Below are 12,348 nucleotides of genomic sequence, written 5' to 3'. Positions count from 1 at the left end.
ACAAAAATAAAAGATGTCCCTCACCACACCTAATGGCTACGGGACATCTATTATTTCTTATTCATCACACCATGCCCCAGCCTGTCGATCAGTCTGGGAGCTAATTGATACAGCTTGAGAAAAGGAGATACCCACTGCGGCAGATTAACCTCCTCCTTGCGGAGCTCCATCGCCCTTACGATATGCTGTGCTACCTTATCAGGTTTTAGCATAAACCAGCCAACATTCCGCACATAACCCCCTGAAGGATCTGCCAGCTCAAAAAACGGTGTATCAATCGGCCCAGGGTTAATCGTCGTTACGGTCACTCCACTTCCGCGCAGTTCTTGCCGGAGCGCATTGCTGAAACCGAGCAACGCATGCTTTGTGGCCGTATAAGAAGCCGATTTGGCTGTCCCGATTTTACCGGCCATCGATGCTACATTCACAATCTGCCCATCGTTCCGCTCTGTCATTTGCGGCAGAAACGCCTTGATGCAGCGAACAACCCCCATATAGTTCACGTCCATCATTTGTTCAAACTCTGTCAGGTCGGTTTCATTAAAATACTCAAACTTTCCGTAACCTGCATTGTTGAGCAATATATCAACCCGTCCGTACTTTTCCAATACTCGTGCAGCAACAGCCTCTACCTGCTCCTGGCAGGTAACGTCCAATGGGATCAGCTCATGCCTGCCGCTGATTCCCGCAGATACTTGCTTCAATCGCTCCTGCGAACGTGCTGTTAAAATAGGAATCGCGCCCTTTGCGCTCAACAACTGAGCGCAAAGGGCGCCAATCCCACTGGATGCACCTGTAATCACAATTACCTTATCCTGCAATGTACTCATGGTCATCCCTCCACATTAAAGAAACTTACTCCTTTAATATTAAGAGATCATCACCTGAATATCCAGCTCACCGATTCCTTCCACCGAAAGCGGAATACAAAGGGCGCGCTGGGGCACAAAAGTGGTCAAGTTTTCTGATTTCATGACCTGCGGAGGGGTGATATCCACGACAATTCCCTGACTGGACAAAATTGTACTGGCATTGCCACTAATCATATTGCCCAATTCCGAAATTGCGCTTTTTCCCATCTCATCAATTTCAGTCAACACAAATCCGCCCATCATCGCCGATACCATACGTAGCGCCACCTGTTCATTCAGGCCGAACACAATATTTCCGCTAAGCTGTCCGGTCATCCCGATCATAATCCAGATATGGTCGTCCACCAACTCGACATTTTTCACACCGAGATTTCCGGGTAAAGGAGAAACTTGGATCAATTGTTCAATGACCCGTCTCGCCGACTCCAAAAAAGGATTTATCACTTCTGCCTTCACGATCATTGCGCCCCTTTACGATGGGCTTTTAGACACACAACAAAAGTCCCATTTAAATTTGAATTTTTATTTAAATAATGCTGGATAACGACTCAACCTGCAATAAAATACTCTCTCTATCACTTATCGACAGCAGTCCGGCAATTTTTTATAGCTAAAGCACAAAAAATGTGAATAATGTCCTATATCTTTACTTCAACCCGAATCTAGACTGGTTATTTTTAAAGTATATCAGGACTTTAGTCTTTATTTCCCAATATACCACACTTTACGGTGTACTGCTTCGATTCATTGCCCTTCCTGCTCGAATAACCTATAATCTAATGAAATAAAGCATAACGATGGTTTTACATATAAACAAGTAGATTGGCTAAACTCAGTTTATACAGCTGCGACAAGCTAAAGAAAAGAGAGGAGGAACTTCATGAACATCAGTCAACTTGAAACACTTATCATGATTTCCAAAACGATGAGCTTCCGTAAAGCCGGAGAACTTCTCAATTTGACGCAGCCGGCGGTGTCCGCCCAAATCAAAAGTCTAGAGGATGAGTTCAAAACCATTCTGATTGACCGCAACCAGCCCGTCACCCTGACCGACCGGGGAGTTGTTTTTTTGGAACACGCCGAGCGCATATTGGAGGTTGTTGAGGAATTAAGACAGAGATTGTATGACTTGAACGAAACACCGCAGGGTCACATTGCGCTGGGTACCACAACATCCATCGCCATTCAAATTTTACCGCGTGTGCTCTCCTACTTTCAGGATCAGTTCCCTCTCATCAAAACCTCCATTCAATCCATGGCCTCCTCGATGATCTATCAGCAGGTGGAGAACGGACTTATTGATGTTGGTATCGGTTATCTGATCGAACGTAATCCCAATCTAAGCACTTCAGTCCTGTATTATGATTCTTTTGAACTTGTCGTGTCTCCTACACATCCGCTGGCCTCGCAACCACACGCTACTATTGAAGCCCTTCGGGAAATTCCGCTCATTCTGCTCTCTCCCGATACGGTAGGACGGAAATTCGTGGACGATGTTTTTAAAAAGCACCAAATTGTGCCCCATGTCGTGATCGAGTTGTCCAGCAGTGAGGAAGTCAAACGGATGGTCGAAATCAATCTCGGAGCTGCCATAATTTCCAGACTGTCAGTCACTTCTGAACTGCGTACAGGCACATTAAAAATGATCCATATTCCCGAGCTGGAAGTTAGTCATCCGGTAGGGGTGATTTATAAGTCCGGCCGTTATCTAAACTCAGCAATGCAGCAATTTTTGAGCGATCTGAAGGGGATGCCGGAGACGAATTTCACCAATTCTGAATAACGTAATTCGCTATGAACAACATACACAATATAAACCTTGGTTACGAAAGGAAGACAGTCCATGAAATTTGATCTGCACACCCATCATTTCCGCTGCGGTCATGCAGACGGCAACATTCGGGATTACATCGAAGCAGGTATTCAATCAGGCTTACAAGCTATTGGTATTTCCGACCATTCCCCCTTCCTATGTAGCGAAAAGGATCAGGCTTTTCCTAAAATTTATATGGCCAAGTCACAGCTTGCTGAATATGTAAAAGAAGTACAGGAGCTTAAGCAGGAATACGAGGGCCGTATTGACGTGCTCCTTGGATTGGAAACGGATTATTTCCCTGATTTTGCTGAATTGTATCGTTCCACTTTGGCTCCTTATCCATTTGATTACCTTATCGGGTCGATTCACAATGTCGAAGGGGATAGCATTTTTAACCGCAACCGTTGGAAAAAATTAAGTGACGCTCGTAAAGTCGAGGTCAAACAAGCCTACTATGCGCTCATTCAGCAATCTGCGCGAAGCGGCATGTTTCAGATTTTAGGTCATATTGACGCAATGAAAGGGAATTTCCCTGCCTTTTCAGACATTCCTGCCGATGAAGCCATTGACGAAACCTTGCGAGTGATTGCGGAATCCAATGTGGCGATTGAAATTAATACTTCGGGTAAAACCAAGCTGAGTGGCGGATGGTACCCCTCTGCTTCTATTTTAGAAAGAGCACACCATTTTGGTGTGGAGGTCACTTTTGGTTCGGATGCCCATAAGCCTTCACGGGTAGGCGACGATTGGGAAGACGTAAAAGCGATGCTGAAGGATATCGGCTTCCAGGAATGGGTTTATTTTAAAGAAAAACGTAAAATTCCTGTAGCGCTTTAAAATGTATTAAGGGTGGGAATCGCTGTTGCAATGGGATTCTTGGGAAATCCTTATATAGGGTAACAATCCCATTGCAAAGGCGAACACTAACGCTTCTCCAGATTCAAATCCTCGCTCTGCTACCAATCGCCTTAAAACCGTACAACCCCATTATTTTAAATAAACAACATCTTTGTGTGAGGAGAATTACATATGCAATTGGAAGATCCTATGGACAAGCTCAAAAAGCTAAAGCATGACATCACGCGATTTATGCTCATCTATAAGTTTGCGCTCGACGAAATGGAAACCAAGATTGAAATATTAAAACAGGAATTTCAAGCATTGCACGATTACAGCCCTATTGAGCATACCAAATCACGCCTTAAATCTCCTGAAAGCATCATGAACAAATTGCTTCGTAAAAATAGCGAATTATCGCTGGATGCTATCAAAGATTCTATCAAGGATATCGCGGGCTTACGTATTACTTGTTCTTTTATTTCTGACATTTATGATGTCAGTAACATGCTTCAGAGACAGAGTGACCTCAAGGTGCTGGAAATCAAGGATTACATCAAGAATCCCAAGCCGAACGGTTATCAGAGTCTGCATTTGCTGGTTCAAGTTCCTGTATTCATGTCGGACTGTGAGGAACTAGTCTGCGTAGAGGTGCAGATTCGAACCATTGCGATGGATTTTTGGGCAAGCCTGGAGCATAAAATCTTTTATAAATACAACCAGTCTGTTCCCGAGAGTCTGACACGTGAATTAAAGAACGCAGCGGATTCCGCTAATGCGCTGGATCTGCAAATGGAACGTCTGCATCGTGAAATCAAGGAGATTAAAGATGCCAGAGGTGAAGAAGACTCTATGGAAGAGCTTCGAAAGATTATGATTAATAATCAGCAAATTACGGTGCCAGCCAATTTTTTGAAGCTTCTAGGGGAATAATTTTAATCAACCAATAGCATGTTTATTCAAAAATTGAAGAATAGAATCATTGATTAAAATGGGCTGTTCTCTAAGCATGTGCGGCCGATGACTACAACCCGGAGCAACTAGATAACGTGAATCTTGGACCCATGAGCATAATTCCTGAAGCTGCTCTTCTGTGGCAAAGTCGTCATGTTCACCAGCAATAAATAATGCAGGGCACGTAATGCGGCTTAACTCATTACGTGTCAATTGTGGATATTGGCGCCAATCCTGAGCGCTCTGACGCATAAATTCCTGCCAATTACCTTGATGCGCTTCCTCATGGCGTTCCATCATTTGATGGATCATTTCATAACATTCGTTTTGGACGAGCCACTCCGGCTCAAACTCATCTGCCCCCTCAGGACATGCGACTCCACTACAGCCAATGGTGGTAAGGGTTGCGAACATTTGAGGGTGCTTCACCGCACAGTATAAAGCCACATTGCCTCCGCAGCTGTACCCAATAAGATGGGCCTTGGAGATATGTAGGGCCTTCATAAAATTAATCACATCTTCTGCAAGTTGAGGGGTACTCCATTCCAGGCTGTCACATTTCGTTCTGCCATGTCCCCGGTGATCGGGAAAATAACATGTATACTTTTGCTGAAAATCAAGTAATTGAGATGAAAAAGCTAGGATTCCTCTTGAATAATGACTGTGCAAAAATATGACGGGATCTCCTGTACCCATTTTTTCATAATACATCTCTAAATCCTGAATTTTTACGTATGGCATGTGATCCTCCTCATTTTCATTGCGTCCTGTATCTTTTACATTCATTCGTCTGTCTATCTTAATATAAATGAAAACCATTCCAGCAGGAGTGATGTAAGTATGTATATATCTCATTTATTCGTTCCGATGAAACCGCTAATTTTCTGCTTTGGCTTGGGTCTGCTCATGTAACAGGCCCTGTAAATGCTTGCTCCGACGGTACAGTAAGGATTGGAGACATCATTTCATTCATTGAACAGGTAACAGGGAAACAAGCTGTAATGAAAGAAAAAACAGTAGACGAGCACAGGTCTCCATTCGGTATTACACAATCGTGGTACATGGATACGTCCAAAGCCCAGTCAGAGGGATACTCCTTTCTCTCCCTAAATGAATGGCTTCCAGAGCTGGTAACCAGCCTGAACCGTACCTATGAACTATAAAAAAAAGAGGACCCGAAGCTTCGGGTCCCAGCAATTTATATGATTCAAAGGGGGTCATGTCTATGTTGTACCCAGTCTATATTAAAGTAGTTTTGCAGTTATATTTCATTTTTGTAACAAAATGAAATACAAATGAGCGCAGCCAAGGCAAGAAGGCCACTCACCGCCACAGAAATAATGAATGCCCTGATATAATCGGACAGATTAGCATCTGAAAGCGTGTGATTGAGCGAGGATAAGAACAAGATACCGATCAAAGCGACACCCAACGAATTAGCCAAGTACATAAAGGTCGTAAACAAGCCTGAACCCGTTCCTGCCTCTTCAGCCGATACAGCACCAAGGGCGACATGGGCCAGTGGCGTTGTGGTCATCCCGAGACCTAGACCCTATACACCTAGTAGCATGATATTTTGAATATGACATAAATGGATTGTATCTAGATGTAACGTTCCCTTCCCTTACCCAAATGAGGCGGAATCGTGAGTTAGCCCTTCTTTCCTGATTGGTTCTAACTATAGGATAACAAAAAAAGAGGACCCGAATGATCGGGTCCCAGCAACATATATTATTCAAAAGGGGGTCATGTCTGTATTGTACCCGTCCTGTGTTAGAGTTGTTTTGCAGTTATATTTCATCTTTGTAACAAAATATTCCAATGTTATTTCTATGCATAATCCCCTTGGGTCAGCGAAAATACCAATACACTCGGCACCTCTCCTGAGGGATCATAGGCACCAATGGTGCGCAGCAGGCGCATCTTATTTTTCATAAGCACACGCATAGAAGCCTGGTTATTCTCTTGGCAACGGCTTTCGATCCGCTTGAGCTTCAAAGACTCGAAACCAAATTTCAGCATTTCTCCTACGACTTCTGTAGCCAGTCCCTGTCCCCAAAAAGGCCGATCCAGAATATAGCCCAGTTGTGCCTCACCCGTTCTTTCATTCCATTGCTGAAAAGAAACAATACCGAGCAACGGTGAGGAGGACCGTTCGTTGAATTCATCATGCAGATTGCTCTCTCCTGTAATTCTCCGATGCCATTCCACCGCAAAATGTAGGGAATCCAGTGAGTCAGCTGATATTTTAATTTGCGCAACCAGGCGTCTCATTCTTGCATAGACTGGCTTGCGAATTCGATTCACATATTGGATTACCAATGGATCGGATAAGATCCGCTCCAGCGCAGGATAATCCTCCGCTTTTAGCTGGCGCAATCGGACTCGGCGAGTGTAAAGCTCCGGCAATCCGAGACGAAGCATTTCTCTGGTCAGCACAATGTTCCCTCCTGCGGATGGATTCTGCTTTTAGCAATGCATATTTCCATACTTAATCCAGGTCCTGAATTCCCCGGTAAATTCCGGTACGCAGCTCTCGAATATAATATGCCAAAGAAGGCACATCTGCCTCCTCTGCATGTTTTACTGCCAATTCTATATCATAGGGTACGCGTACAAAATGAATGGAAAAAGGCGTGAACTGCTCCTCTCCCCATCGCCCCTCTAAAATGCAGTAGGAAGCCTGGGTAATATCCAACGGATTCCCGACACTCCCAACGTTAAAAAGTGTTTTTCCCTGAAAATGCTGGATAAAGGCATTATGCACATCCCCATATCCCACAACCTCTGGAGCAAAAGGTACTTTTCCACTTTCTTCAGCTAGCGGATCGAACATGGCAAGCCTTTTGGCTGGCTCATCCCATGGCTGTACGCGGTGATACACACTTTGCGGCGAGGCATGCACCAAGCGGATACGACGTCCGCTCATTCTGAAATCATAATGAAACGGCAACTGTGCCAAATACTGCACTCGCTCTGCACCCAAACGTTCGGCTTGCCAGCTAAAATTGAGATCATCCGTTATGCTAACCAGTTCATCCCAATTGCCCCGAACGACGACTTCACAATGTTGGCGGATAGCATCCAGAACCTCGCACGGGCTAGGCCCTTTGCCGATCAGATCCCCCAAACAAAACACACGGCTAATGCCTCGGGAAGCAATATCCTCCAGCACCGCCTCACAAGCAGGCCAATTGCCATGAATATCTGAAATGACAGCAATACGATCCATCTGAATCTCACTCCTTTGTCCGAAACGGCTACATCTCTACACTACATTCAAGCCAACATTATGTAGTTCCAACATATATGATGAAGATGAAAAAAAGATCATGACCTATTGGCCAGATTTTAACGTAATAACACTAAGCTCCGGTCTGCACAGCACCCGTATTGGCAAATGTGTCATACCAATGCCTCGGCTGACATACAGTGGCATTCTATCCGTTCCCACATGAAATAATCCCTGAATGTACTTGCGTCCACCAGGGGGCGGCATCGGTGCTCCAATGACAGGCAAACGTACCTGTCCCCCATGGGTATGTCCTGACAATTGAAGATCAAAGGACATTTGTGCCGCCACATCTGCATAGTCCGGCTCATGCATCAGTAGCAGCTTGCACATCCCATCAGGCAGTCCGTGGATTGCACGCTGCGGATTGGGCTTGCCCATGATGTTATCCTCCAAGCCGACAATGGCCACACGTTGTCCCGCGCGCTCTACAACCGCATGCTCATTTCTCAGCAGTGTAAATCCGGTTTTTGGATATAGTTCCTGAACGCCGGCGGGTAAGCCTCTATAATCATGATTGCCCAGAATAGCAAATTTACCAAGGGTAGCGTGCATGGAAGCCATAACTGGAACAGCAGCCTTCATAGATACTGAATAATCATCTACAATATCGCCTGTAAAACAGAGCAAATCCGGCTCCAGACCAGCTATTCGGTCCGCAAGCTCGCTCAGATCCTGCTCATCCATGTGAAACCCCAAGTGCACATCGCTGAAATGCACCACCTTAATTCCGTCAAATGCAGACGGAAGACGAGGGAGAGACAAGTTGAAGCGTGTAATCTCCAAATGATTAGGCTCCCATAAGGAGGCATATCCTCCAGCCAATAGTGCAGTTCCTGCTGTGGCTAAAGCCGCTTTTTTCAAAAAACGGCGGCGGGAAGGATTGGCTGGCTCATTTGATAAGGAACGCCGCGAAGAACCGGGAGGGATAGCGGCCTCCTGATGTGGGCCATCCTGACTCTCGCGGCGGATTTGCGGCGTCTTTTCCATATGCGTTCCCCCTTGCGATCTATTCCTCTATCTCATTTTCTCAGAATCCCCTACTGTTCAGAAGCTTTAGCGATGAGTGGACAACCACTGCTCTGCATAGTCAACCAAATCCCGTTGCCTTGCGAAAAAACATGAAGCCTCTCCAATGTTCACCCGCATAAAGGATGTGGGACATTCCCGTTCAAAATCAAGTCCCAGCTGCTCAAAATCATCCGAGGTAATATTATAATCCTGAAAAGACACCCACGTTTTGGTCCCATCCACCATCATAGGGGCTTGATGCGTGACAACTTCACGTCCATTGTAGGCTGTTCGATATTCTGCCAAATGTAAGGAGGTGTTGCTGTCATGTCCGCAGCCCAGCAGCAGTACATAGGCATCTGCCTCATACAGCTTCGCCAAGGGCGAATGCTCACCCAGCCCAAAATCAAGCTCATGCGCTTCCAGCAAGCCTATAGCAGCAGGTCCACATGCCGCCAGAGAAACGTGCGGATGTCCGCTGCGCACTGTTCCCGGCAGGCCACGGAACGTTTCTACAATGACGCCCATCCCTCCGGTCAACGTCCAGGCCGGATCATAAGCAGGCATTTCCTCACGTACCAGTTCCCACCATGACTCATCCAGAGGCGGGTTCATCCAGGTGGACGGATCTGTCAAGTCGTGTGACTGTGTTGGCATCACCAGCGTCCCTTCCCGGCCAATCGCTTCGGTTAATGCGGCAAGAATGGTGGAGGCCCCGCCTGGAACAAAGCGCCCAAAGCTGCGCATCGACGAGTGAACAAGCAATGTCATGCCGCTCTGAACTCCCAGCTCCTTTAATCCTTTCATTACATCCGACCTCGTGACAGGTCGATTCGTTATCGGTTGCACAGTCACCTGTCCAGCCTCCTTTTCTCCAAAACGATACACAATATTATAATTATACCATAAGTGCTGTCCCTCGCTCCTTCCTCCATGTTACCCTCCATCATTCCTGAGCGCAAAAAAACAGGCTTTCTCCGGTTGGGAAGAAGCCTGTTTGAGTACAACCTATGGGCTGGCTCTGCTACACAGTCAGCCAGCGCTTAAACATATGCTTAGTCGTTTGCTTGTTCATTTCGGCAATAGAAGTTGTCAACGGAATGCCTTTCGGGCAAGAGCGTACGCAGTTTTGCGAATTACCACAGCCTTCTAGCCCGTCGTCCGTCATCAATGCATCCAGGCGCTCTTCCTGATTCATTTCCCCTGTCGGATGGCTGTTAAACAGGCGAACCTGAGATATCGCCGCAGGACCGATGAACGTCGTCTTCTCATTGACGTTCGGGCATGCTTCCAGACAGACTCCACAGGTCATGCACTTGGACAGCTCATACGCCCACTGACGCTTTTTCTCTGCCATTCTAGGACCCGGTCCCAGATCGTAGGTACCGTCAATCGGAATCCACGCTTTGACCTTCTTGAGCGCGTTAAACATCCGGCTGCGGTCAATGACCAAATCCCGTACTACCGGGAATGTACTCATGGGCGCAATCGTAATCGGCTGCTCCAGCTTATCGACGAGCGCTGCGCACGCCTGACGTGGCTTGCCGTTAATCACCATAGAACAAGCTCCACATACTTCCTCCAGGCAGTTTGACTCCCAGCACACTGGAGCCGTCTCTTTACCTTGGCTGTCTACCGGGTTACGCTGAATTTCCATCAGCGCGCTGATCACGTTCATTCCCGGTCTGTAGGCCAATTCAAATTCTTCCGTATAGGAACTAGCATTAGGCTCATCCTGACGAGTAACCACGAACTTCACTGTTTTATTCGACTTCACTGCTTGCTCCGACATCTAAATACACTCCCTTCTGTTATTTGCTCTTGGAATAATCTCGAACACGCGGCTTGATCAGTGAAACGTCGACCTCTTCATACGAAATTTGTGGTCCTTCCGGTGTCCAATCTGCAATCGTCGTTTTCAGATAATCTTCATCGTTGCGATCCGGGAAGTCCGGCTTGTAATGAGCCCCCCGGCTTTCGTTGCGCAGTAACGCCCCTTTGGTCATCGCTTCAGCCAGTTCCATCATATTCCACAACTGCCGTGTAAACGCCGCACCCGCATTATTCCAGCGCGAAGCGTCATTAATGTTAATGTTCGAGTAACGTTCCTTCAGCTCCTTGATCTTGTGAATCGTAGCTTCCAGCTTGTCATTATAACGAACCACGGTCATATTGTTCGTCATCCACTCACCCAGCTCTTTGTGAAGAACATAGGCATTTTCTTTTCCGTCCATATGCAAAATACGCTCATACTTCTCCGTCTGCTGATTGACTGCGGCATCAAATACCGAAGAAGCTACATCCTGTGCAGACTTTTTCAAGCCCTTGATATATTCCACAGCCTTTGGTCCAGCCACCATCCCGCCATAAATGGCCGACAGCAGTGAGTTTGCACCCAAGCGGTTCGCTCCGTGATACTGGAATTCACATTCACCAGCTGCGAACAGACCCGGTATATTTGTCATTTGGTTGTAATCGACCCACATGCCGCCCATTGAATAGTGAACAGCCGGGAATATTTTCATTGGGATTTTACGCGGATCGTCGCCGACAAATTTTTCATAAATCTCAATAATGCCGCCCAGCTTTACATCCAGCTCTTTCGGGTCCTTGTGAGACAGATCCAGATAGACCATGTTCTCGCCGTTAATACCCAGTCCATCATCAACGCATACGCTGAATATTTCACGTGTCGCAATGTCGCGAGGGACTAGATTTCCATAAGCCGGATATTTTTCTTCAAGGAAATACCATGGCTTTCCGTCTTTATACGTCCAAATGCGACCGCCCTCTCCCCGTGCCGACTCGGACATGAGACGCAGCTTGTCGTCACCGGGTATAGCCGTTGGATGAATCTGTATAAATTCACCGTTCGCATAGCGAACGCCTTGCTGATACACTGCACCGGCAGCCGTACCGGTATTAATGACGGAATTTGTGGTTTTACCGAAAATAATCCCGGGACCACCAGATGCCAGAATAACGGCATCCGCTGCAAAAGTCTTCACTTCCATCGTACGCAAATCTTGCCCACAAATCCCTCGACAGATGCCTTCATCATCCAGTATAGCCTGTAAAAACTCCCAGTTTTCGTACTTGGTCACCAAACCAGCAGATTCCCAGCGTCGTACCTGCTCATCGAGAGCATACAGGAGCTGCTGTCCTGTCGTCGCACCAGCAAAGGCTGTGCGATGATGCTGGGTACCGCCAAAACGGCGGAAATCCAGCAGTCCTTCTGGTGTCCGATTGAACATAACCCCCATACGATCCATGAGATGGATGATTCCCGGAGCCGCTTCGCACATCGCTTTTACCGGCGGCTGGTTTGCCAGAAAGTCACCGCCATAGACTGAATCGTCAAAGTGAATCCAGGGTGAGTCTCCCTCACCTTTGGTATTTACCGCACCGTTAATGCCGCCCTGCGCACAAACGGAGTGGGATCTTTTGACCGGAACCAAAGAAAATAGATGAACGTGGACTCCCGCTTCTGCCGCCTTGATCGTAGCCATTAGACCTGCCAGACCGCCGCCCACGACAATAATGTTGGATGCTGCCATTTCTGCTCA

Annotated in this window: 14 protein-coding genes; 4 read left to right on the top strand and 10 right to left on the bottom strand. The window is 46.8% G+C overall.

Annotation, left to right across the window (positions count from 1 at the left end; genetic code table 11):
- Positions 1-50: 50 nt before the first annotated feature.
- Both ACU1JV_RS17865 and ACU1JV_RS17860 read right to left on the bottom strand, forming a co-directional pair.
- Positions 51-830, bottom strand: coding sequence for an SDR family NAD(P)-dependent oxidoreductase (locus tag ACU1JV_RS17865; protein ID WP_413986934.1), 780 nt, complete (start codon positions 828-830; stop codon positions 51-53).
- 39 nt (positions 831-869) lie between these two features.
- Positions 870-1,328, bottom strand: coding sequence for a chemotaxis protein CheX (locus ACU1JV_RS17860; protein ID WP_025365744.1), 459 nt, complete (start codon positions 1,326-1,328; stop codon positions 870-872).
- A 424-nt stretch (positions 1,329-1,752) separates the two neighbouring features.
- On the opposite strand from ACU1JV_RS17860, the gene ACU1JV_RS17855 reads away from it, so the two are divergent.
- The 3 genes from ACU1JV_RS17855 (at position 1,753) to ACU1JV_RS17845 (ending at position 4,458) form a co-directional block, all read left to right on the top strand.
- Positions 1,753-2,655 carry a LysR family transcriptional regulator gene (locus tag ACU1JV_RS17855; RefSeq protein WP_013372859.1) on the top strand — a complete coding sequence of 301 codons (903 nt, stop codon included), beginning with the start codon at positions 1,753-1,755 and terminating at the stop codon, positions 2,653-2,655.
- A 60-nt stretch (positions 2,656-2,715) separates the two neighbouring features.
- Positions 2,716-3,525, top strand: a complete 810-nt coding sequence (locus ACU1JV_RS17850) for a histidinol-phosphatase (protein ID WP_129549927.1) — start codon at positions 2,716-2,718, stop codon at positions 3,523-3,525.
- A 192-nt stretch (positions 3,526-3,717) separates the two neighbouring features.
- On the top strand, positions 3,718-4,458 hold the full coding sequence (locus ACU1JV_RS17845) for a GTP pyrophosphokinase (protein WP_413986935.1): 741 nt from the start codon (positions 3,718-3,720) through the stop codon (positions 4,456-4,458).
- Positions 4,459-4,464: 6 nt separating this feature from the next.
- Here ACU1JV_RS17845 and ACU1JV_RS17840 read toward each other — a convergent pair whose 3' ends face one another.
- Entirely contained in the window at positions 4,465-5,220 is a 756-nt protein-coding gene (locus ACU1JV_RS17840; RefSeq protein WP_413986936.1) for an alpha/beta fold hydrolase, read from the bottom strand.
- Positions 5,221-5,480: 260 nt separating this feature from the next.
- On the opposite strand from ACU1JV_RS17840, the gene ACU1JV_RS17835 reads away from it, so the two are divergent.
- Positions 5,481-5,642 carry a hypothetical protein gene (locus ACU1JV_RS17835; protein WP_413986937.1) on the top strand — a complete coding sequence of 54 codons (162 nt, stop codon included), beginning with the start codon at positions 5,481-5,483 and terminating at the stop codon, positions 5,640-5,642.
- 98 nt (positions 5,643-5,740) lie between these two features.
- Here the strand turns inward: ACU1JV_RS17835 and ACU1JV_RS17830 are convergent, their stop codons facing one another.
- The 7 genes from ACU1JV_RS17830 to sdhA all read right to left on the bottom strand — a co-directional run bounded on the left by ACU1JV_RS17830 (position 5,741) and on the right by sdhA (position 12,339).
- The gene (locus tag ACU1JV_RS17830) at positions 5,741-6,016 is read right to left on the bottom strand and encodes a hypothetical protein (protein ID WP_058830431.1); all 276 of its coding nucleotides are present in this window, start codon (positions 6,014-6,016) and stop codon (positions 5,741-5,743) included.
- A 293-nt stretch (positions 6,017-6,309) separates the two neighbouring features.
- Positions 6,310-6,918 carry a GNAT family N-acetyltransferase gene (locus ACU1JV_RS17825; RefSeq protein WP_413986938.1) on the bottom strand — a complete coding sequence of 203 codons (609 nt, stop codon included), beginning with the start codon at positions 6,916-6,918 and terminating at the stop codon, positions 6,310-6,312.
- 52 nt (positions 6,919-6,970) lie between these two features.
- Positions 6,971-7,711, bottom strand: coding sequence for a metallophosphoesterase family protein (locus ACU1JV_RS17820; protein ID WP_413986939.1), 741 nt, complete (start codon positions 7,709-7,711; stop codon positions 6,971-6,973).
- A gap of 105 nt (positions 7,712-7,816) precedes the next feature.
- Positions 7,817-8,761 carry a metallophosphoesterase gene (locus tag ACU1JV_RS17815; RefSeq protein WP_413986940.1) on the bottom strand — a complete coding sequence of 315 codons (945 nt, stop codon included), beginning with the start codon at positions 8,759-8,761 and terminating at the stop codon, positions 7,817-7,819.
- A gap of 66 nt (positions 8,762-8,827) precedes the next feature.
- Complete coding sequence (locus tag ACU1JV_RS17810; RefSeq protein WP_013372868.1) at positions 8,828-9,637, bottom strand: aminoglycoside N(3)-acetyltransferase; 810 nt, start codon at positions 9,635-9,637, stop codon at positions 8,828-8,830.
- A 169-nt stretch (positions 9,638-9,806) separates the two neighbouring features.
- A complete protein-coding gene (gene sdhB, locus ACU1JV_RS17805; protein ID WP_013372870.1) occupies positions 9,807-10,574 on the bottom strand; it encodes a succinate dehydrogenase iron-sulfur subunit in 768 nt (255 codons plus the stop codon).
- A gap of 19 nt (positions 10,575-10,593) precedes the next feature.
- Complete coding sequence (gene sdhA / locus ACU1JV_RS17800) at positions 10,594-12,339, bottom strand: succinate dehydrogenase flavoprotein subunit (RefSeq protein WP_413986941.1); 1,746 nt, start codon at positions 12,337-12,339, stop codon at positions 10,594-10,596.
- Between the last annotated feature and the right edge of the window lie 9 nt (positions 12,340-12,348).

Source organism: Paenibacillus sp. T2-29 (assembly GCF_052921365.1).
Note: the sequence above shows the minus strand (reverse complement) of the source record. Positions and strands in the feature narration are given on the sequence as shown.